The following is a 20,598-nucleotide window of genomic DNA, read 5'->3' on the forward strand; positions in this document are numbered from 1 at the left end:
ATGATCCGCGCGCATCAGCGCGCGCGGTGCGCGGGCACATGCCAGCGCGTATGGCAGCCAGCAATATAACGGTGATCGAGCCTTGCCACCAGTTTCCACACACTCATGGGATCGACATCGTCGAGATCCAGGTCGACCCAGGCCCACGGATGGGCGCGATCGCCGTCGCAGATCAGCTCCACATCCCTGACGCGCACATGGGCAGCCAGGGCTTCGCGCAGCCGGCCCGCGTCAACGCCAGCACGCAGGCCCATCACTAAAATCTTCATCATGCGCTCCAATATCTTCAGATCGCCGCGTGCGGTGTGCCGCGGCATGCATTGCGGCGCGCGACGCACTGGCCCGCGGCATGTGACGCCCGCCAGCCCATTGCCGCGCAATGGTCACAAGTTGTGACACCGAAATGCACGCGGGAAATCCACGCGCGAACCGACTCTTTGACCAGCGTCATGGACGCATCGGACCGGCCTCGACAGGCGGCGCCGGGCAGCGGGATAATTCCCAAGGCCATCCTCGCGCTGCCGCTGCCGGACGACCTGGCTCACGCGGCCGACACGGCCGATGGACCGCGCGCACGGCTGCAATGCGCCGCGTGCTGGCACAATACGGCCCATGAATCGTCTCTGGTCAAACTTCATCAAGCTGGTGCTGCTGCTGGTGCTCGGCGCAGCCCTGCTGGGCACGCTGGCGGTACTGGTGGCCCAGCGCCAGCTTCCCACGCTGGATGCGCTTGCCGCGTTCCGGCAGTCGCCCGGCTACGTCCCCATCGGCCAGTTGCCGCCCGCGCTGACGCAGGCGGTGGTCGCCATCGAGGACGAGCGCTTCTACCTGCACGACGGCATCGACTATGTCGGCGTGATCCGCGCCGGCGTGGCTAACCTGTCCGACGAGCTCTCGCAAGGCGCCTCCACCATCACCATGCAGGTGGCGCGCAACTTTTTCCTGTCGCGCCAGAAGACCTATACCCGCAAGCTATACGAGGTGCTGCTGTCCTACCGCATCGAACATGCGATGCGCAAGGACGAGATCCTCGAGCTGTACATGAACAAGATCTACCTCGGCCAGGGCGCCTATGGCTTCGCCGAGGCGGCCGAGGTGTATTTCGGCAAGCCTGTGGGGCAACTGACGCTGGCCGAGTGCGCGATGCTGGCGGGGCTGCCGAAGGCGCCCTCGGCCAACAACCCGGTGGTCAACCCGCGGCGCGCGCGGCAGCGGCAGGCTTATATCCTGCTGCGGATGTTCGAACTCGGCCGCATCGATCGCGGGCAGTACGACGCGGCGCTGCTGGAGCCGTTGAGGTTGAAGTAGGACCGCCGGCGCCGCGGCCTTGGGGCATGCCGCGGCCTGCGCACCGAGGCAAGAGCCGCCTTGCGGCATGTCACATCGGCACCGGGAAACATCCCCATCGATAAGCGGATTCGTCTGACACCCAGGCAAAGAGATCTCCACCAACATGCAATGTCGCCGCATTGCACGGAGGTCTCCCATGCCACGCCAATCCGATCCGCGCTTCGCTGTCGCCGCTGGCGACGAAGCTGACTTCGCATTCACCGCGCCCGCGCCTCGCAGCCTGCCCTGCCGCATGCTGCACCGCCGGGGACACGGCCACGGCGACATCCGGCCACGGAACGAGGAGCGGGCGTGACCGCCGGCGGCCAAACGCTGGCGGGCTGGCCGCGCCAGCGAGTACGGGGCGTGCAGGAACCCGCCTGGCACGACATGCCGGACATGCCGCGCCGCTGGCTATGGCTCGACGGCGCGGAGAATGCGGACCTGGAAGCCGAAGTCCGCGCCATCACCGGACGCTTCGATCATCAATGGATATGGCGCGAGACGGAACGCGAATACCAGCCACCCGGCTATCGTCACGGGCCCCTGCTGGTACCGCTGGACAAAGCGCTACTGGAACACTTTCTGGCGCACTGGGCACCCCGCCAGGCAGGCTTGCTGCTATTCAGCCGGGACGATGACGCCGGCTTGCTCGGCCACCTGCAGCAACTGCATCAGCTGATCGCTGCCGATGGCCTGCCTCTCTTCTACAGCCTCGGCGCCCCGCGCGCGCTGGAAGAACTCTGCGAGGGCCTGCCGGCCCCGCGCCTGGCCGAGACACTGGGCCCGATCCAGACCCTCGTGTGGCGCACGCCAGAGGAACAAGGCGGCCAATGGCTGTGCGCCGACAACCCCGACGCGCACGCCCCCGCACTGTCGCCCCGCCACCACGTCGCGCTGACATCCGAAGACGAGGCCGCGCTCGGCCACGCCAGCCACGCCTGGTTCATGCGCGACAACGTGCGCCATTTCACCCGGCTCCACGCCGCCTTCGCCGATCCCGCAAACCAACAGGAATTGTGTCGCCAGCTCACGGCGTTCGCCACGGAAGCGGAAAAACTCGCGCTGACCCTGGAGCGCGACGTGCGCCACTACATGGCGCTGCGCCTGGCCTATCCGCAAGCGCCCTTCGCGACCGACGCCGAACTGCGCGCCGGCCTGACACAGCGACACATGGCAGGCCTGCAGCGCCTGCATGCCCTGGAAGACCGCCTGCGCCGGATCTCACCCATCCCGGAAAAGGGACCATCGACATGACCGCCGCCACCGCGCGATGCCCCAGGGCATTGCAGCCTCCCCACGCCAGCGCCAAGCGCGTAGGCAAGGCTATCTCGCCGCCATCGTGCGAGCACGGTATCCCGCTCTACCCGCTGCGTTACGGCGTAGCCGGCAAGGTCCTCGACCCCGCCGGGAAGGAAACCCCGTTCATCGGAGAAGGCCTCGCCACGCTCAGCCTGGCCGGCTATCCCGCGCTGGTGGGCGGCAAAGGCTACGGCCTGCGCGTCCTGCGTCCGCGCAGCTACGTCTACCTGTGCTTCTTCCGGGACGGGCGCATGTGGACCCGGCACTACCAGGTCACCGACGACATCCGTTTCGCGCACATCTGGTGGACCCAGGCCGACTACGACGGCGATGCCCCCGGCCGCGCCGCACGGCCCGACGAATCGGGCGCCGTGCGCTACCTGCTGGCGCCGCACGACGCCAGGGACGGCACGGCCTTTGTGCTGGTCAGCGACACCATCCTCACCCATGCCGCCCTGTGGCGGATCGAGAAGGACGAGGGCGGGCTGCGCTCGATGCTGGCCACCGGCATCAAGGCCGCGCAGGGCGCAGGCCAGCGGCATGCCTTCGATGCCGCCTGGCTGACCCAGGTGCACGAATTGCAACCCCGCCTGCAAGGCAAGCCCAGCGTCTTCGCCTGGAGCGAGACCCGGCCCGATGCCGGCGAATGCCAGTCCATCCTCAATGCCATGTACGTGGCACGCATGCCGCGCACGGACATCGTGCCGCTGGCGGTGGTCGTGCACGACCTCGCCGGCATGCTCAGCGAACTGAACTTCCTCGTCAACGCGCGGCTGGACGAACTCAACGCCTACTCGGCCGAAGCCGGGCGCAAGCTGCGCGTGTCCAGCCTGGTCGACCAACTGGGCGCGCAGGCCGCCCGACAGGCCGAACTGAAGGCACTGCGGGACGACCCCGTCGGCAGCGCCATGCCGCCCGGCAGCGGCGGCGGCGCGGCCAATGCCGCGCGCGATCGCGCCTACCAGGCCGGCCTGGCCGCCAGGGCCGGGCGGCTCGCGTTTGCCAGGGAAGACGAACGCCTGCGTTTCGCTAAGGACCATCCCGGGCAGCGCGACCAGTTCGTCAGGCAGGTCACGGTTGCCGCAACGGACCTGTGGTCGGTGTACCAGGCGCAGAAGGCCCGCTTCGACCTGATCGTGGCAACGCACGATGCCGGCGACGACACCGCCGCGCTGGACCTGCGCTGCCTGGTCGGGCAAATCCTGCCCGGCCTGATCCAGTGCAAGCCCGGCAATGACCATCTCGCCGCGCAAGTCACCCCGGACGGTCCCGCCGGCCTGCTCAAGTACGCCATCATGGGCCACCCCGACATGGCCAAGTACGTGGGCAAGGCGGCGGGACAGGTGCGCCGCCTCGCCATCGACCCGATGCTCAAACCGTTGCAGGAACTGCTGGGCAGGCTGCCGCCCGATGGCGCCTCCCAGCAACTCAGCCTGATGATCGGCGCGCTCGTCTCCGCCGGCAGGCTGAAATCCCCGCATGCCTACTGGACCAGTGTCTACCGCCCCATCATGGAAGTACTCGATGGCGAAGTGGCCCGGCTCCACGAGATACCGCTGGACGGCATCGGCGAATGGTTGCGCAAGCAGACCGGACAGCACGGCATCAACGGCTTCCGGCCCCAGACAGCGGCGCAGGCCGCGCATGCGCTCATCGACGTCTATGACACACAGGGCGTGGCGGCGCAACAGCACGCCATCGGAAAACTTGGCGGGCGCCTGCGCTTCTGGCACAACGCCAGGATCGGGCTGAGCGGCGTGGCGCTGTTTGCTTCCGCCTATAGCGCAGGCGCTGCATTCAAGGCCTTGGGCAAGGAAGACGGCCTCACTTTTGCCCATGCGCTCGATGCCGGCGGCAAGCTGCTGGGCATCGGCGCCGGGCAAGCCGGCCTGAGCCGCGCGTATTACGAAAAGCTGCGCGATCAGGCACGGTTGCGTGGGGATACCAGGGCGGCCGAAGCGTTGGATGCTATTGCCAGGGGATTCGAGCGGTGGGCGATCGGGATTGCGGCGGGGGCGGCGGCAGTGATGGCGATCAAGGATGGGGTCGTTGGTGCAGCTGCCACCGAGCAAGGGGATGCCGCAGCAATTAGCGCTGCCACAGGTATTTTGCAGGCGGTTATCGCCGGTGTTGGTGGCCTGCAACTACTGGGCAAGTTAGATCTGATGGTAGATACGCTTGTGTACATGCAGGCCTCTCGCTTTGCTACCGTGCGAGGCCCGGTCGCTGTTGCTCGCGCCGGAAGCGGCCCCATCGGCTGGTTCCTGCTCGCAGCGGAAGCCATCTATATGGTCGGCCGCTCCTGGCACGATCACGTGGCCGACGAAGCCAAGATCACCGCGTGGATCGCCCGCAGTACCTGGGGCAACCGCAAGAACAACGCGTATTTCAGCACCACGCCCGCTCCGCCCTTCGCCGACGACGTGGAAGAACTGCGCGAGTACTACCGCCTGTTCCTGCAACCGCATATCGAAACCGACATCGCCGTGCTCAAGGTACTTGGCGCCGCCACGCCGATAGGGCAGATCATCCACGGCCCCGGGCTGCCCGCCGATGCGCGCACCATCACCGTCGCCCTGCCGGGCTGGCGCCCGCAGATCAGCCACTACAAGGTCACGCAGCAGCACGCTGCCGACTTGCAGCACCCCGCCGGCCGCATGGTCACGCACGAAGACCCGGGACAGATCAAGCTGGTCGACGGCGTGGGCTACCTGACCATCACCTCGGACACCGTGCTAGGCAAGACGGCCGTGGAATACCGGCCGAACGGCTTTACCGATCCCGACTTCATCCTGGCGGAGAGCAACTGGCTGTGAACAACCACGAAACGCCGGAAATCACGTTTCCCCCTGCCGACCCCAAGGCGGATTTCGAGCGGCAATGCGCCCTGCTCGACGAGCGCAGCGATTTCAGCCGGCTGCCGGATATCCGCTACGCAATGTATCCCGGCGATCTCTGGTTCAGCGATGACCTGTCCGACGGCGCCCTCTTCAACGAGCGCTATCTGGAGCCCGACATGCGGGGAGAAGTCAATTTCTACATGTACCTGGCGACGGGAATATTCAACTTTGCTCTGTTCACAGTGCTGGTAATGCTTCCGCTTTCGGGGGAAATAGAGAGTGGCCTGGAGTTATTGTTCGCACTCCTGAACTGCATCCCGTTCGGCCTGTTCACGTGGGGATTTCTGTGGATGGGGAGTGGCCCTGGTACGAGAGTGAGATTCAATCGCCAAGCCCAATTGGTTCATGTTACGACTTACGACAAAGGCGTCGTGTCTCTACGATGGCGTGATGTCAGACCTTATGTTCTGTTTGGCAATGACTATCGACTTCGCCTATGTTTCCCCGTCCCCTATGGCCAACTGTCACATTGGACACCCATTACCTTCAGACGCCTATTTCTGAAATGGCCTCAGATGATCGGCGGCCATTTCGATGATTCCGATGCAGCCAGCTTCGGCAGTTGCATCGAACGCCTCGAATTCATCCGCCGCTACATGGAGCATGGCTTCGACGCGGTGCAACCGCATCCCGAGGCCGTCGCGTCGGGGCTGGCGCGCAAGCCAAGCGGCTTCCCGCCCGAGCGCAATAGGCTCCTGCCCAAATGGCTCTCCCCGAGCCGATGGGCTTACTGGTTCGCCGCCGGCCCGCTGGTGGACCGCTGGCTAGCCCGCGAGGCCCGCCAGTTCCAGTGGCCCGAGGAGGTAGAACAGCTCTGCGCACCCGGTGCAGACCTGTCCGACTACGACACCACGCCGGTCAAGTCACGCACCACGGTCTACTACCGTTATGCCGGCATGGGCAAAGGCATCGTCTTCGTCGACCGCAATGGCAAGGAGATCCGTCTCGCCGGGCGGTCATCATGATGGAGGAGTCATTGCCCGTGAGCCAGACTCAGAACACGTCTTTTCCGCCGGGCGATCCCAAAGCCGATTTCGAGCGGCGATGCGGAGTGCTTGACGAGCGCAACGATTTCAGCCGGCTGCCGGATATCCGCTACGCCATGTACCCCGGCGATCTCTGGTTCAGCGATGATCTGTCGGACAGCGAGTTGTTCAATGCGCGCTATCTGGAACCGGATATGGAAGGCGAAATCAACTTCGTCGTGTACTTGCCAATGGGCGGGTTCACCTTCGCGCTGTTTTCCGTCCTCGTGCTTGCCCCTTTGTTCGGCGAAGTCAAGAGCGCGACGGACTTGCTGCTGGGACTTCTGGCCTGCATCCCTTTCGGGCTGATCGCATGGTTCTTCCTTTGGGCTGGCGGCGTCAGCGCTAACAGCAGGCAGCGATTCAATCACCAAGCACAATTGGTCCACGTCGTAACACATGACCATCGCGTCGTGCATTTGCCTTGGCGCGAGGTAGCTCCCTTCGTCGAACTCGGCACCGACTACCGACTTCGCCTCTGCTTCCCTGTGCCCTACGACCAACTGACGCACTGGGACCCCATCACCTTCCAGCGCGCGCTACGGGATCGGCCTTACACGGTCGGTGGCGCTTTCGATGTCGTGGACTCCGCCACCTTCGGCCGTTGCCTGGAACGCCTCGAATTCATACGCCGCTACATGGAGCTTGGCTTTGACGCCGTCCAGCCGCACCCCGAAGCCATCGCCGCAGGGCAAGTGCGCAAGCCGAGTGGCTTCATGCCCGACCGTAAAGGGCCGTTGGCCAAATGGTTCTCCCCCAGCCGATGGGCTTACTGGTTCGCGGCCGGCCCGCTGGTCGACCGCTGGATCGCCCACAAGGCCCGCCAGTTCCAGTGGCCCGAGGAGGTCGAACGGCTCTGCGCACCTGGTGCAGACCTGTCCGGCTACGACACCACGCCGGTCAAGTCACGCACCACGGTCTACTACCGTTATGCCGGCATGGGCAAGGGCATCGTCTTCGTCGACTGCAAGGGCAAGGAGATCCCCATGGGCAGGCAGTCGTCGTGATGGCATGCGCCGCGCGGGCCATGCAGCTCGACCGCGCGAGTCCGTGCTTACGCTGCAGCACCCCGCCCGCCCCCTCCGAGCCGCGATGTCAGCCAAACTCCGATCCCGCCCGCCCGCGGCGCCTGCTACGCTGGAATGACTCCCGGCCCGCCAGGCAGCAGAAAATGGAATCCCTCTGGACCGACATCTACGGCACCTTCCGCGCGGAATTCGCCGACGTGCCCGACATCAAGGAAGCCACGCGGATCCTGATCCGGCTCTCGGTGGCGGTGATCCTCGGCGGCCTGATCGGCTACGAGCGGGAGACGTCCGGCAAGGCCGCAGGCCTGCGCACGCATATGCTGGTGTCGCTCGGTTCGGCGCTGTTCGTGCTGGTGCCGCTGCAGGCGGGCGTGCCACTGGCCGACATGAGCCGGGTGCTCCAGGGCCTGGCCTCGGGCATCGGCTTCCTGGGCGCGGGCGCCATCATCAAGCTCAATGACGAGGGCAGCATCAAGGGCCTGACTACGGCGGCCAGCATCTGGATGGTGGCCGCCATCGGCGTGGCGGCGGGGCTGGGGCGCGACGCCACGGCCGTATTCGCCACCTTGTTCACGCTGGCGATCCTGGAAATCCTGCAGCGCTGGAAGCGCGGCTGATCACTGGTGCTCGGCCTGCTGCTCCGACTTCCGCAGCGTCACCGCAAGCAAGGCGCGGTGGCGCGTCACGGCCTGCACGACAATGTCGTCCAGGCCGGTGGCGCCGCCGCCATCCAGCAGCTCCAGCAGCGCACGCCGCATGCGCGGCTCCCAGAAACGCTTGATATGCGAGGCGATGTCCGCGAGCGCTTCTTCCCGGTCCGGCATGGCTTCGAAGAAGCTGCCGATCTGGTTCGCCATCTTGACGAGGTTGTCCGTGTTCATGCCTGTTCCGTCCTGTCCTGCAGGCGTTGGGGATGGGTATAGACCACGTGGCGGCCGTCGCGCACGAAGCCTGCCAGGGTGACGCCGGCTTCCTGCGCCAGGCGCACCGCGAGCGCGGTGGGGCCGGACACCGCGGCGAGCAGGCCGACGCCGGCGCTGGCGGTCTTGAGCACCATTTCATAGCTGGCGCGGCTGGTCACGAGCACGGCGCCGCGCGCGATGTCCTCGCCGCCGCGCGCCAGCGCGCCGATCAGCTTGTCCAGCGCGTTGTGGCGGCCCACGTCTTCGCGCACCAGGCCGACCTGCCCGTCGGGGCGCAGCCAGGCGGCGGCGTGGGTGGAGCCGGTGTGGCGCAGCAGTTCCTGGCGCGTCTGCAGCTGCGCGAAGGCGGCATACAACGCGGCGCCGCTGAAGCTGGCGCTGCTGCTGACCGGCGCCGGCGCGCGCATGACTTCCTGCAGCGATTCGGTGCCGCACAGGCCGCAGCCGGTACGGCCGGTCATGGCGCGGCGCCGCTCCCTGAAGGCCGCGAACGCTTCGGCGGCGATGCGCAGGCGCACGGTGATGCCGTCGCAGCCCACCTCGGTGTCGATCTCGTAGATGTCGCGCGGGCTGGCCACCAGGCCTTCGCTCAGGCTGAAGCCAAGCGCGAAGTCATCCAGGTCGGCCGGGGACGCCAGCATCACCGCGTGCGAGATACCGTTGTACTCGAGCGCGACCGGCACTTCCTCGGCCAGTTCGTCGGCCTCCAGCGCAACCAGGCCCAGGCGGCTGCGCCCGACCTCGAAGGTGCTATGGGTGGGCGGCTCGGCATCGCCGGGCGCCCATCCCGCGCCGGAGCGGATCGCGGTCATGCCGGGCCAGCCTCCGCGCTGGCCGCCTGCAGCAGGCGCAACTGCTGCGCGTTGAAATCCTGGTACTGGCGCTGCCATTCGGACGGCTGCGCCACCGGCATCACCTGCACCGCCGTGACCTTGTACTCGGGGCAGTTGGTGGCCCAGTCCGAGTTGTCGGTGGTGATCACGTTGGCGCCCGACTCGGGAAAGTGGAAGGTGGTGTAGACCACGCCCGGCTGCATGCGCTCGCTGACGATGGCGCGCAGCACGGTCTCGCCAGCGCGGCTTTGCACGCCGACCCAGTCACCGTCCTTGATGCCGCGCTCCTCGGCATCGTGCGGATGGATCTCCAGGCGGTCCTCGTCGTGCCACATCACGTTCTCGGTGCGGCGCGTCTGCGCGCCCACGTTGTATTGCGAGAGGATGCGCCCGGTGGTGAGGATCAGCGGGAAGGCGCGGTTGACGCGCTCGGTGGTGGGCACGTAGCGCGTGATGATGAACTTGCCCTTGCCGCGCACGAAGCTGCCGATGTGCATGGTGGGCGTGCCGTCTGGCGCGGCCTCGTTGCACGGCCACTGGATGCTGCCGAGCTCGTCCAGGCGCGCATAGCTGACGCCATGGAAGGACGGCGTGAGCCGCGCGATCTCGTCCATGATCTGCGACGGGTGGGTGTACTCCATCGGGTAGCCCAGCGCATTGGACAGCAGCACGGTGGCTTCCCAGTCGGCGTAGCGCGCCTTGGGCGGCATCACCTTGCGCACGCGCGAGATGCGGCGCTCGGCGTTGGTGAAGGTGCCGTCCTTCTCGAGGAAGGACGAGCCCGGCAGGAACACGTGCGCGTACTTGGCGGTCTCGTTGAGGAAGATGTCCTGCACCACGATGCATTCCATCGCCGACAGCGCCGCCGCCACGTGCTGCGTGTTCGGGTCGGACTGCACGATGTCCTCGCCCTGGCAGTACAGGCCCTTGAAGCTGCCCGACAGCGCGGCCTCGAACATATTGGGGATGCGCAGGCCCGGCTCCGGATTGATCTCCACGTTCCAGGCCGCCTCGAACTGGCCGCGCGTGGTCGAGTCCGACACATGGCGGTAGCCCGGCAGCTCGTGCGGGAAGGAGCCGATGTCGCACGAGCCCTGCACGTTGTTCTGCCCGCGCAGGGGATTCACGCCCACGCCTTCGCGGCCGATGTTGCCGGTGCACATGGCCAGGTTGGCGATGCCCATCACGGTGGTGGAGCCCTGCGCATGCTCGGTCACGCCCAGGCCGTAGTAGATCGCGGCGTTGCCGCCGGTGGCGTACAGGCGCGCGGCGCCGCGCAGTTGCCCGGCCGGGATGCCGGTGACCTCCGCCATGGCTTCGGGCGAGTTCTCCGGCAGGCTGACGAAGTCGCGCCATTGCTGGAACGCTCGGTCCTCGCAACGCTCGGCGATAAAGGCGTCGTCCGCCAGCCCTTCGGTGATGATCACGTGGGCCAGCGCGGTGACCACGGCGACGTTGGTGCCCGGGCGCAGCTGCAGGTGGTAGTCGGCGCGCACGTGCGGCGAATCGACCAGGTCGATGCGGCGCGGGTCGATCACGATCAATTTCGCGCCGGCGCGCAGGCGCTTCTTCATGCGCGAGGCGAACACCGGGTGGCCGTCGGTCGGGTTGGCGCCCATCACCAGGATGACGTCGGACTTCTCGACCGAACGGAAGGTCTGCGTGCCGGCCGATTCGCCGAGCGTCTGCTTGAGGCCGTAGCCGGTGGGCGAGTGGCAGACCCGCGCGCAGGTATCGACGTTGTTGTTGCCGAAGGCGGCGCGCACCAGCTTCTGCACCAGGTAGCCTTCTTCATTGGTGCAGCGCGACGAGACGATGCCGCCGATGGAGTCGCGGCCATGCTCGGCCTGGATGCGCTTGAACTGCGAAGCGGCGTAGGCGATGGCCTCTTCCCACGAGACTTCGCGCCACGGGTCGGTGATCTTCGCGCGGATCATCGGGTTGAGGATGCGGTCCTTGTGGGTGGCGTAGCCCCAGGCGAAACGCCCCTTCACGCACGAGTGGCCTTCGTTGGCCTGGCCGTCCTTGTACGGCACCATGCGCACCACTTCATTGCCCTTCATCTCGGCCTTGAAGGCGCAGCCCACGCCGCAGTACGCGCAAGTGGTGACCACGCTGTGCTCGGGCTGGCCCATGCGGATGATGGAGGTCTCGGCCAGCGTGGCGGTGGGGCAGGCCTGCACGCAGGCCCCGCACGACACGCAGTCCGACTCCATGAAGCTGCCGCCCTGCCCCGCCGTCACGCGCGAGTCGAAGCCGCGCCCGCTGATGGTGAGCGCGAAGGTGCCCTGCGTTTCCTCGCAGGCGCGCACGCAGCGGTTGCACACGATGCACTTGGAAGGATCGTAGGTGAAATACGGGTTGGATTCGTCCTTGGCCTCGGCGCGGTGGTTGGCGCCGTCGTAGCCATAGCGCACTTCGCGCAGGCCCACTACGCCGGCCATGTCCTGCAACTCGCAGTTGCCGTTGGTGGGACAGGTCAGGCAGTCCAGCGGGTGGTCGGAGATGTACAGCTCCATCACGCCGCGGCGCAGGTCGGCCAGCTTGTCGCTCTGCGTGCGCACCTTCATGCCGGCTTCGGCCGGCGTGGTGCATGAGGCCGGATAGCCGCGCCGGCCTTCGATCTCGACCAGGCACAGGCGGCACGAGCCGAAGGACTCGAGGCTGTCGGTGGCGCACAGCTTGGGCACGTTGACGCCGGCCTGCACGGCGGCGCGCATCAGCGAGGTGCCGGCCGGCACCGTGATGTCGACCCCGTCGATCTGCAGCGTGACCTGCTCCTGCGCCTCGCTGGGGGGCGTACCAAAGTCGATTTCGTTGCGTGTGTTCAAGGCGGGCTCCCGCATTTCTTCGCTGGTATCTTGCTGGTTCAGTGGCATCAGGCAGCCTTGGCGGGCACGGCCACGCCAAAGTCTTCCGGGAAGGCGTCGAGCGCCGACAGCACGGGGTACGGCGTCATGCCGCCCATGGCGCAGAGCGAGCCGCCCAGCATGGTGTCGCACAGGTCGCGCACCAGCTTCACATGCTTGACCGGCTGGTCGCCGGCGATGATCTTGTCGATCACCTCCACGCCGCGCGTGGAGCCGATCCGGCACGGCGTGCACTTGCCGCAGGATTCGATGGCGCAGAATTCCATCGCATAGCGCGCCTGCTTCGCCATGTCCACGGTGTCGTCGAACACCACGATGCCGCCGTGCCCGAGCACCGCGCCGAAGGCGGCGAACGCCTCATAGTCCATCGGCGTGTCCAGGCGCGACACCGGCAGGTAGGCGCCGAGCGGCCCGCCCACCTGCACCGCGCGGATGGCACGGCCGCTGCGCGTGCCCTGGCCGTAGTCTTCCAGCAGCTCGCGCAGGGTCACGCCGAAGGCCTTCTCCACCAGGCCGCCCTGGCGCACGTTCCCGGCCAGCTGGAACGGCAGCGTGCCGCGCGAGCGCCCCATGCCGTAGTCGCGGTAGAACTGCGCGCCGCGCGCCAGGATCAGCGGCACGGTGGCCAGCGAGATCACGTTGTTGATGATGGTGGGCTGGCCGAACAGGCCTTCGAGCGCCGGCAGCGGCGGCTTGGCGCGCACCACGCCGCGCTTGCCCTCGAGGCTTTCCAGCAGCGCGGTTTCTTCGCCGCACACGTAGGCGCCGGCGCCCTTGCGCACTTCCAGGCAGAAGCGCCGCCCGCTGCCGCGGATATCTTCGCCGAGCCAGCGGGCCGCCTGCGCGATGTCGATGGCGGCCTCCAGCATGGCGATGGCGTGCGGATACTCCGAACGCACGTAGATATAGCCGTGCTCTGCCCCGACCGCCAGGCCGGCGATGGTCATGCCTTCGATCAGCATGAAGGGATCGCCTTCCATCACCATGCGGTCCGAGAAGGTGCCGGAATCGCCCTCGTCGGCGTTGCAGACCACATACTTGACGGGCGAGTTCGCGTTCAGCACGGTCTGCCACTTGATGCCGGTGGGGAAGGCTGCGCCGCCGCGCCCGCGCAGGCCGGAATCGGTGACCTCGCGCACGATCTGCGCGCCGTCCAGCGCCAGCGCGCGTGTCAGGCCGGCAAAGCCATCGTGTGCGAGGTAGTCGGCCAGGGAGAGCGGATCGGTGATGCCCACGCGGGCGAAAGTCAGGCGCTCCTGCTTCTTGAGGAAGGCAATCTCGTCGGTGAGCCCGAGCGCCAGCGCATGCGCGCCGCCGGCGAGCAAGCCCGCGTCGAACAGCGCCGGCACGTCTTCCGGCGTAACCGGGCCATAGGCCACGCGGCCCGCCGCGGTCTGCACCTCCACCAGCGGCTCCAGCCAGAACATGCCGCGCGAGCCGTTGCGCACCAGCGTCACGGCGGCGCCGCGCGCCGCGGCCTCGCGCGCGATGGCGTTCGCGACTTCGTCGGCGCCCATGGCGAGCGCGCTGGAATCGCAGGGGACGAATACGGTAGTGGTAGTCGTAGCGGTCGCGGTGGCGCTCATGCTGGCACCTCCGCGCTGCGCTCGCAAGCGGCGAGCAGCGCGTCGAAGCGCTGCGGCGTGACGCGCCCGGCCAGCTTGCCGTCGATCATCACGGCCGGGCCGCAGGCGCACTGCCCCAGGCAATAGACCGCCTCGAGCGTGAATTCGCCATTGGCGGTGGTCTCGTGGAACGCGCAGCCGACGGCGCGCTCGGCGTGCGCGGCCAGCGCCTCGCCGCCCACCGACTGGCACGCCTCGGCGCGGCATACGCGCACCACGTGGCGGCCGGCCTTGCGCTCGCGGAAGTCGTGATAGTAGGTGACCACGCCGTGGACTTCGGCACGCGACAGGTTCAGCGCGCGCGCGATCTCGGGCAGGACCTCGGACGGCACATAGCCAACCGCGTCCTGGATCTCGTGGAGGATGGGCAGCAAGGCGCCTGGCATGTCGCGGCGCGCCGCGATGATGCCGGCGATCTGCGCGCGAGCCGGCTCGCGCAAGGCGTCAGCGGCGGGTAGGGACATCGGATCTCCTGGTGAAGCAGCACGGGCCGGCGCGTTAGGGCCGGCGGCAGACGGTGCGGCGCATTGGCTTGCGCGTCTTGCCAGGATCTGCTGCGGGGTGCGGCGACCGTCGTGCAGCCACCGCTTTATATGCTATTTTTTTCATATCTGGAGGCCGTCCGGCGGGCTTCAGCCATGCTGCACTGCCACTTCGAGCGACATCCTCCCGCTTTCAGTGCCTCTTTGAGCGGACTATAGGCAGTTGGATGCATTCGAGCAATATGCTATTTTTCACATATGATCCGCATTTCCATAGAGCCCCACCTGCAGGTCCGCGACGACGATTCCGGCGCCGGCCCGGCGCTGGACGTTTCGCGCCTGGTGACCTTGCTTGGCCTGATCGAMAGCACCGGCAGCATCAGCCAGTCGGCGCAGGCCGCCGGCCTGTCCTACCGCTATGCCTGGGGCATCCTGCGCGACGCGGAAGCCCTGTTCGGCGGCGCGCTGATCGCCAAGAGCCGCGGCCGCGGCACTGCGCTGTCGCCGCTGGCGCAGCAACTGGTGTGGGCCAGCAAGCGCATTGCGGCGCGGCTCTCGCCCACGCTGGAAAGCCTGGCATCGGAGCTGGAGATCGAGCTCAAGAAGCTGGTGAACCGCGCCGAGCCTGCGTTGCGCCTGCACGCCAGCCATGGCTTCGCCGTAGCCGCCCTGCATGATTTCCTCGATGCGCACCAGGTGCGCCACGACCTGAAATATTGCGGCAGCCTCGAGGCGGTGGCCGCGCTCGCCCAGGGTGGCTGCGACATCGCCGGCTTCCATGTGCCGATCGGCGAGTTCGAGCAAAGAACACTGGCCCGCTTCGCCACCTGGATCCGGCCCGAGACGCATCTGCTGATCCATCTGGCGGTGCGCTCGCAGGGCATCTTCGTGCGGCCAGGCAATCCGCAGCGGATCACCAGCCTGGGCGACCTGTGCCGGCCCGACGTGCGCTTCGTGAATCGCCAGACCGGCTCGGGCACGCGGCTGCTGCTGGACCTGATCCTGGAGGCGCGCGGCATCGACAGCAGCCGCATCGAGGGCTACAGCAACGGCGAATTCACCCATGCGGCGGTGGCGGCCTATATCGGCAGCGGCATGGCGGATGCGGGTTTCGGCGTGGAGACCGCCGCGCGGCGATTCGGCCTGGATTTCGTGCCGGTGCTCAAGGAGCGCTATTTCTTCGCCATCGAGCGCGAGCGGCTGCAAAGCCCGGCGCTGGCCGGCGCCGTGGCGGCACTGCGCAGCGGCAGCTTCCGCCAGGTGGTGGATGCCCTGCCCGGCTACGACGCTACCCTCACGGGTACGGTGCTGACGCTGGAAGAGGCGTTCCCCTGAGGCGGTGCAAGGCGCTCGCCGGCGACCGCCGCCGGGCGGCTATCGGGCGACCACCGGACTGCCGCCGCGCCACCATTGGGGGCCGCTTCTGCCCTGCTAGCGCAAAGCCCCGGAAGTGTCTTCCAGGCGCTCGACACGGATGGCCGGCGCCCAGGTGCCCGGCTGGTTTGGGCGCACTACCACGCCGGTGACCGTCACCTCGCGGCTGCCCAGCGCCCGGGCCTGCTCCACGGGAAGCGCGTCCAGCACCCAGACCGCGCCGTCTGCCGTGACCAGCATCGGCTGCTGGAACAGGGCGCTTCCCTTGACCATTACCTTACCGGTGAGCGCGATCACGCCCCCGGCCGGCACCGCGTGCACGCAGGCCGCCAGTACGGCGCAGAGCGCGGCGATCAGGATCAGGATGCGGTGCATGGCGTGGTCGGTGCGGGCCTGTCAGTACACCACCACCGACAACGTCGCGCCGGCCGGAATGCGCACGGTCTCGCTGAACGTGGCGCCGGTGTTGGTGCGCACCACCGGGAAGCTGCCGTAGGGCTGCAGCGTGGGGGCTACCGAGCCTGGCAGCTTGCGCGTGGCGCGGTACTTGTCCGGATCGATCAGCGGCAAGGTGAAGCCGCCTTCGACGCGGGCCGGGTAGCCAAAGCGCGCCGGCGAGGACGCCGCCGGCATCAGCGAATTGCTGGTCACGCTCCAGCGCAGCAGTTCCTGCTCGAAGCCGGAATCCGCGCGCGCAGTCTTGATGGACTGGTCGAGCACGGTCTTCGAATCGGTGCTGCTGGTGCGCGAGAGCAGGTCCTTGTAGAAGGCCAGGCCGAGCTGCCGGTCGAGGAAGCCGCCGAAGCTGCCCGATACCGAGTAGCTCTCGCAGGTTGCGCCGAAGCCGGTGAAGCTCATCAGATTGCAATTGAAATTGCCGTTGCCGTAGCTCACGTAGTCGCGAAAGCGCACGTCGCGGATCGCGTTGAAGGTGGCGTCGACGGTATAGCTGGCGAAGTCCTCCATCATCATCGCCGACATCTCCTCCAGCCAGGTATCGAACGCGTACTGCGGGCCGGCCTTGACGCCGCGGCGATAGAAATTCTGCATGTGCATGCCTTCATGCGCCATGGTCATCTTCATCGACTTCAGGCCCTCGGCGCCGCCCAGGTAGAGCGTCTCGGAATCGAGGTAGAGCGACAGCGATTCGTTGCTGCGCGCATCTGATGTGTTCTTCAGGTTGTGCAGGCCCCAGAAGTAGCCCACCGTGCCGTACGGCGTGTTGTTGTTGTCGAAGTTGAGGATGACGATATCGACCGGCTGGCCGGTGCCGGAAATCAGGTTGCTGTAGCTGTGCGGCCCCCACATCGGACCGCCCACCGAGGTCAGCATGTCATAGATGCCGCCGGCGCCGGCGAAGCCCGACGCAAGCGAATCGACGATGGTGTTGCTGATCTTGCTGCCGGTCGGGGTCCATTCCGTGGTCTCCACCCAGAAGTTGACGATGGTGCCGTCCTGGCCGGGAACGCTGCGTTCGAGCGTGGCCGAATGCCGCGTGCCGTCCGTGTGGTACCAGCTCTTCACGTCACCGATCACGGAGGCCTGCGGCGGCGGCGGCGCCATCCCGGAGAAGCTGGCGGTGTGCTTGGTACCCGCCAGCGCGGCCCAGCCCGAACGGTTGAACTCGGATATGTCGCGCAGGGTCTGCTCGTCTTGCGACGAACCCGTGGCCTGCGCGGATTGAATCGAGAGGTTGCCCACCACCGGCTGGATCACCGACAGCGACAACGCCGGCATGGGCTGGGCCGTGGCGCCATTGGTGTAGAGCAGCGTGACAGCCTTGCCGTTCACTCCGCCGATGGCCACCGACAGGTCGGCCGCGGTGCCGGCGGTGTTGGACGCCTCCCAGATTCCCGTGCCGCTGCCCGCGTAGTTGCTGCCGTCGACCGCGCCACAGCCGCTGCACGCAGGGGCCAATGCCGGCGCCGGCACCGAGGGAACCGGGACGACGGGCGGGCTGGCCGTCGCCTGGGTAGCTGGCGCATCGCCCCCGCCACCTCCACAAGCCGCCAGCATCGCGGCGGCCAGGAGTGATGCGATCACGCTGGCGCGCGCGCGGATTCCGGTGTCCGACATTCTCTTCTTGCTCCGTTTCTGGGATGGCAGCGCAGCCTCGGCGTGCGCATTGACAACGCCAATATCGGCATCCGCCGATCGGAGCTTTAGTACCGGATGTGCCTCATGTGGCGCTGGGCGCCGGCGTGTCAGCCGCCGCCGCCACCGCGCCAGCGCCGGTACATGGCCATGAGCGGCGTGGCCGAGGAGCCGTGCAGCRCCACCGAGAGCACCACCACGCACAGCGTGGCGTCGGCCAGCAGCAGGGCATGGCGTGGATCGGCACCATGCGCGAGGGCGTATGCCAGGTAATAGACCGAGCCGATGCCCCGCACGCCGAACCATGCCACCAGGCGGCGCTGGGCGGGCTGCAGCGCCGCCCCGGCGGTGCTGAGATACACGGCCAGCGGGCGTACCAGCAGGATCAGCGCCAGCCCCAGGCCGAGGTATTCCCAGCGCAGCAGCCGCGCCGACAGCAGCGCGCCCACCAGCACCATCACGCTCAGTTCGGCAAGCCGCTCGAGATCCAGCGAGAACTCGCCGACGATATGCGCCAGGTAGGCCGCAGCCTTGTCGTGCTGCACCGCCGTGCTTTCCTGGCCGACCAGCGCGGCCGACTCCAGCACTTCGCTGGGCTCTGTGTCCACGTTCTCGGCATGCTCCACATGCCGCATCGCCAGGCCGGCGGCGAACACGGCAAGGAAGCCATAGCTGTGTGCAGCCAGCGCCGCACCGTAGGCCGTCCCGATCAGGCCGATGGTGAAGAAGCTCTCCATGCCGAGCGCGCCACCGTGACGCTTGCGCAAGGCCAGCACCGCGCGGCTGCACAGCCAGCCCATGCCCCAGCCCAGCGCCAGGCCGGCCAGCGTGGCCCACAGCAGCTCGGCCCACAACCAGTGCTGCCAGGTGCCGCCCGCCCCGCGCGCGCCCATCAGCCCGAGCGCGAGCATGACGAAGGGAAAGGCGGCGCCATCGTTCAGCCCGCCCTCCCCGCTCAGGCTGAAGCGCATGCGATCGCGGTCCTGCGGGTCAGCCACCTGCACATCGGAGGCCAGCACCGGATCGGTCGGCGCCAGGATGGCGGCCAGCAGCAGCGCCACGCCGGCCGGCAGCCCCATGAGCAGCGTGCCGATCGCATACAGCATGGCAATGGTCAGCAGCATGCCCAGCGTGGCCAGCCGCAGGGGAATGCGCCAGATCCGCTCGCGCGGATGCACGCGCAGCCGCAGCCCCACCGCGAACAGCGAGACCAGCAGCGCGATCTCGGTGATCGTTTCCAGCACCACGGCATGCCCGCGGTCGGCCAGGTCGGCCCGGATCAGGCCCATCCCCGACGGCCCGAGCGCGATACCGGACACGAGGTACAGCGCGGAAGCCGAGACCGGCAGGCGCTTCATCATCGAGCCGATCAGCCCCATGGTGATCAGCAGCGCGCCGATGACCCATGCCCAGGTGCCAAGCAAGCGGGTACCTCCGGAGGCTTCTGCGGGATCGCCAGGATTCAGGATCCGCAGGATTGGTCGGACGGATGCGCGTTGCCGGCTCGCGGGCGGGCATCCAGCGGGCATCCATATTGCGGCGCACCGCGCAGACCAATACGCAAGCGCGCCATTGCACGCGGCCATGGCCGCGCCGCAGCATGCCAGGCAATGCACGGCGCCCGCCGTCATGCAAGAATGGCCGGCGGCATTTGAAAAAATTACCGGCGCAAAGGGCAGGCCCATGTCACCAACACGTTTTCTTGCACCGATGCTCGCGCTGCCGCTGGCCGGTCTGGGCGCGTGCTCCACCGCGGATGTGCTCAATGGATTAACCCAAAGCAAGGCGTATGCCCTGAGCGCCGGCGTCCCCTTTGCCAGCGGCGCACGGGGCAAGCTCGACGTCTACGCGCCGCGCGAGCCGGCATGCGGCGGCAAGGCGCCGGTGGTGGTGTTCTTCTACGGCGGCACCTGGAGCAGTGGCGAGAAGGCCGACTATGCCTACGTCGCCGCCGCGCTGGCCGCGCGGGGCATCCTTACCGTGATTCCCGACTACCGCCTCTATCCCGAGGTCGGCTACCCCGATTTCCTGGCCGACAACGCGCGCGCGGTCGCCTGGACGCGGCGCGAGATCGCCAGCTATGGCGGCGACCCGCAGCGCCTGTTCGTGATGGGCCATAGTGCCGGCGCCTACAACGCCGCCATGCTGGCGCTCGATCCGCGCTGGCTGGAAGGCGTCGACATGAGCCCGGCACAATTGCGCGGCTGGATCGGCCTGGCCGGGCCCTACGATTTCCTGCCCATCGAGAACCCGCAGGCCAGGCCCGTGTTCCACCATCCCGACTACCCCGCCGGCTCGCAGCCGATCGACTATGCGCGGGCGGGCACGCCCGCCGCCTTCATCGGCGTGGATGAAGGCGACCGCCTGGTCAACCCGCAGCGCAACTCGGCGCAGATGGCGGCCAGGCTGGAACAGCGCGGCGTGCCCACGCAGTACCGCAGCTACGCGCGGCTCTCGCACACCTTGCTGATCGGCGCCTTCTCCGATCCCCTGCACTGGCTGTCGCCGGTGCGCGACGATGTGGCCGATTTCGTGCTGCGCCGTGCCGAATGCGGGAGCGCGCCATGAGCGTGCCGTCGCCCTGCATCAAGATCTGCAAGTTCGACGAGGCCACCGGCTACTGCAAGGGGTGCCTGCGCACGCGCAAGGAATGCAAGGCGTGGAAGGAACTGAAAAAGAAGAAGCGCAGGAAGATCATCGCCGCGAGGCCGGAGCGCGAGGTGGCGCTGCGCGATGCCAGGAAGAAGGGCTGAGGCAGGGAAAGCGCGGCGCCACGGACGTGGTGGCGCCGGTCGGCACCGCCGCGGCCGTGG

Annotated in this window: 18 protein-coding genes; 9 read left to right on the top strand and 9 right to left on the bottom strand. The window is 67.6% G+C overall.

What is annotated here, in order from left to right; genetic code table 11:
- Positions 1–14: 14 nt before the first annotated feature.
- Positions 15–269 carry an RNA-binding protein gene (locus AB4Z48_RS04405; protein ID WP_441612732.1) on the bottom strand — a complete coding sequence of 85 codons (255 nt, stop codon included), beginning with the start codon at positions 267–269 and terminating at the stop codon, positions 15–17.
- Between the two features lie 343 nt (positions 270–612).
- Here AB4Z48_RS04405 and AB4Z48_RS04410 point away from each other — a divergent pair, with 343 nt between their 5' ends.
- The 6 genes from AB4Z48_RS04410 to AB4Z48_RS04435 all read left to right on the top strand — a co-directional run bounded on the left by AB4Z48_RS04410 (position 613) and on the right by AB4Z48_RS04435 (position 8,201).
- Positions 613–1,308: a transglycosylase domain-containing protein gene (locus AB4Z48_RS04410; protein WP_441612648.1), complete on the top strand. Its 696-nt coding sequence runs from the start codon at positions 613–615 to the stop codon at positions 1,306–1,308.
- A gap of 333 nt (positions 1,309–1,641) precedes the next feature.
- A complete protein-coding gene (locus tag AB4Z48_RS04415; RefSeq protein WP_441612649.1) occupies positions 1,642–2,586 on the top strand; it encodes a DUF4123 domain-containing protein in 945 nt (314 codons plus the stop codon).
- Positions 2,583–5,447 (top strand): toxin VasX, encoded by a 2,865-nt coding sequence (locus tag AB4Z48_RS04420; RefSeq protein WP_441612650.1) that lies wholly within the window; start codon positions 2,583–2,585, stop codon positions 5,445–5,447. Before AB4Z48_RS04415 ends, AB4Z48_RS04420 begins: the two co-directional genes overlap by 4 nt.
- Positions 5,444–6,496: a hypothetical protein gene (locus AB4Z48_RS04425; protein WP_441612651.1), complete on the top strand. Its 1,053-nt coding sequence runs from the start codon at positions 5,444–5,446 to the stop codon at positions 6,494–6,496. The genes AB4Z48_RS04420 and AB4Z48_RS04425 overlap by 4 nt, the downstream gene beginning before the upstream one ends.
- 17 nt (positions 6,497–6,513) lie before the next feature.
- Positions 6,514–7,563: a hypothetical protein gene (locus AB4Z48_RS04430; protein WP_441612652.1), complete on the top strand. Its 1,050-nt coding sequence runs from the start codon at positions 6,514–6,516 to the stop codon at positions 7,561–7,563.
- A 164-nt stretch (positions 7,564–7,727) separates the two neighbouring features.
- The gene (locus AB4Z48_RS04435) at positions 7,728–8,201 is read left to right on the top strand and encodes an MgtC/SapB family protein (RefSeq protein ID WP_441612653.1); all 474 of its coding nucleotides are present in this window, start codon (positions 7,728–7,730) and stop codon (positions 8,199–8,201) included.
- On the opposite strand, the gene AB4Z48_RS04440 is transcribed toward AB4Z48_RS04435, so the two are convergent.
- From AB4Z48_RS04440 to AB4Z48_RS04460, 5 genes are read right to left on the bottom strand one after another with little or no spacing between them, the layout of a single operon-like run.
- On the bottom strand, positions 8,202–8,465 hold the full coding sequence (locus AB4Z48_RS04440; protein ID WP_441612654.1) for a formate dehydrogenase subunit delta: 264 nt from the start codon (positions 8,463–8,465) through the stop codon (positions 8,202–8,204). It abuts the gene before it with no gap.
- A complete protein-coding gene (gene fdhD / locus AB4Z48_RS04445) occupies positions 8,462–9,319 on the bottom strand; it encodes a formate dehydrogenase accessory sulfurtransferase FdhD (RefSeq protein ID WP_441612655.1) in 858 nt (285 codons plus the stop codon). Before fdhD ends, AB4Z48_RS04440 begins: the two co-directional genes overlap by 4 nt.
- The gene (gene fdhF, locus AB4Z48_RS04450; RefSeq protein WP_441612656.1) at positions 9,316–12,171 is read right to left on the bottom strand and encodes a formate dehydrogenase subunit alpha; all 2,856 of its coding nucleotides are present in this window, start codon (positions 12,169–12,171) and stop codon (positions 9,316–9,318) included. Before fdhF ends, fdhD begins: the two co-directional genes overlap by 4 nt.
- Before the next feature lie 47 nt (positions 12,172–12,218).
- Positions 12,219–13,796, bottom strand: coding sequence for a formate dehydrogenase beta subunit (locus AB4Z48_RS04455; RefSeq protein WP_441612657.1), 1,578 nt, complete (start codon positions 13,794–13,796; stop codon positions 12,219–12,221).
- Complete coding sequence (locus AB4Z48_RS04460) at positions 13,793–14,299, bottom strand: formate dehydrogenase subunit gamma (protein ID WP_441612658.1); 507 nt, start codon at positions 14,297–14,299, stop codon at positions 13,793–13,795. The genes AB4Z48_RS04455 and AB4Z48_RS04460 overlap by 4 nt, the downstream gene beginning before the upstream one ends.
- 276 nt (positions 14,300–14,575) lie before the next feature.
- Between AB4Z48_RS04460 and AB4Z48_RS04465 the strand changes: the two genes are divergently transcribed.
- Positions 14,576–15,652: a substrate-binding domain-containing protein gene (locus tag AB4Z48_RS04465; protein ID WP_441612659.1), complete on the top strand. Its 1,077-nt coding sequence runs from the start codon at positions 14,576–14,578 to the stop codon at positions 15,650–15,652.
- A 96-nt stretch (positions 15,653–15,748) separates the two neighbouring features.
- Here AB4Z48_RS04465 and AB4Z48_RS04470 read toward each other — a convergent pair whose 3' ends face one another.
- The 3 genes from AB4Z48_RS04470 to AB4Z48_RS04480 all read right to left on the bottom strand — a co-directional run bounded on the left by AB4Z48_RS04470 (position 15,749) and on the right by AB4Z48_RS04480 (position 19,209).
- Positions 15,749–16,066, bottom strand: coding sequence for a DUF5818 domain-containing protein (locus AB4Z48_RS04470; protein ID WP_441612660.1), 318 nt, complete (start codon positions 16,064–16,066; stop codon positions 15,749–15,751).
- A 21-nt stretch (positions 16,067–16,087) separates the two neighbouring features.
- Positions 16,088–17,767, bottom strand: coding sequence for a M30 family zinc metallopeptidase (locus tag AB4Z48_RS04475; RefSeq protein WP_441612661.1), 1,680 nt, complete (start codon positions 17,765–17,767; stop codon positions 16,088–16,090).
- 128 nt (positions 17,768–17,895) lie between these two features.
- Entirely contained in the window at positions 17,896–19,209 is a 1,314-nt protein-coding gene (locus AB4Z48_RS04480) for a cation:proton antiporter (RefSeq protein WP_441612662.1), read from the bottom strand.
- A gap of 259 nt (positions 19,210–19,468) precedes the next feature.
- On the opposite strand from AB4Z48_RS04480, the gene AB4Z48_RS04485 reads away from it, so the two are divergent.
- Together AB4Z48_RS04485 and AB4Z48_RS04490 are read left to right on the top strand one after the other, a co-directional pair.
- Positions 19,469–20,353, top strand: a complete 885-nt coding sequence (locus AB4Z48_RS04485) for an alpha/beta hydrolase (RefSeq protein ID WP_441612663.1) — start codon at positions 19,469–19,471, stop codon at positions 20,351–20,353.
- The gene (locus AB4Z48_RS04490) at positions 20,350–20,538 is read left to right on the top strand and encodes a DUF1289 domain-containing protein (protein WP_441612664.1); all 189 of its coding nucleotides are present in this window, start codon (positions 20,350–20,352) and stop codon (positions 20,536–20,538) included. The genes AB4Z48_RS04485 and AB4Z48_RS04490 overlap by 4 nt, the downstream gene beginning before the upstream one ends.
- The last annotated feature ends 60 nt before the right edge of the window (positions 20,539–20,598 follow it).

Origin of the sequence: Cupriavidus sp. 2TAF22, from assembly GCF_052115045.1 — a bacterium.
Classification (GTDB): domain Bacteria; phylum Pseudomonadota; class Gammaproteobacteria; order Burkholderiales; family Burkholderiaceae; genus Cupriavidus.

Excerpts from the sequence above, each read along its gene's own strand:
- AB4Z48_RS04405 (WP_441612732.1), bottom strand. The coding sequence starts at position 269 with ATGAAGATTTTAGTGATGGGCCTGCGTGCTGGCGTTGACGCGGGCCGG.
- AB4Z48_RS04490 (WP_441612664.1), top strand. The coding sequence starts at position 20,350 with ATGAGCGTGCCGTCGCCCTGCATCAAGATCTGCAAGTTCGACGAGGCC.
- AB4Z48_RS04460 (WP_441612658.1), bottom strand. The coding sequence starts at position 14,299 with ATGTCCCTACCCGCCGCTGACGCCTTGCGCGAGCCGGCTCGCGCGCAG.
- AB4Z48_RS04475 (WP_441612661.1), bottom strand. The coding sequence starts at position 17,767 with ATGTCGGACACCGGAATCCGCGCGCGCGCCAGCGTGATCGCATCACTC.
- AB4Z48_RS04440 (WP_441612654.1), bottom strand. The coding sequence starts at position 8,465 with ATGAACACGGACAACCTCGTCAAGATGGCGAACCAGATCGGCAGCTTC.
- fdhD (WP_441612655.1), bottom strand. The coding sequence starts at position 9,319 with ATGACCGCGATCCGCTCCGGCGCGGGATGGGCGCCCGGCGATGCCGAG.
- AB4Z48_RS04455 (WP_441612657.1), bottom strand. The coding sequence starts at position 13,796 with ATGAGCGCCACCGCGACCGCTACGACTACCACTACCGTATTCGTCCCC.
- AB4Z48_RS04420 (WP_441612650.1), top strand. The coding sequence starts at position 2,583 with ATGACCGCCGCCACCGCGCGATGCCCCAGGGCATTGCAGCCTCCCCAC.
- AB4Z48_RS04470 (WP_441612660.1), bottom strand. The coding sequence starts at position 16,066 with ATGCACCGCATCCTGATCCTGATCGCCGCGCTCTGCGCCGTACTGGCG.
- AB4Z48_RS04435 (WP_441612653.1), top strand. The coding sequence starts at position 7,728 with ATGGAATCCCTCTGGACCGACATCTACGGCACCTTCCGCGCGGAATTC.
- AB4Z48_RS04410 (WP_441612648.1), top strand. The coding sequence starts at position 613 with ATGAATCGTCTCTGGTCAAACTTCATCAAGCTGGTGCTGCTGCTGGTG.
- AB4Z48_RS04485 (WP_441612663.1), top strand. The coding sequence starts at position 19,469 with ATGTCACCAACACGTTTTCTTGCACCGATGCTCGCGCTGCCGCTGGCC.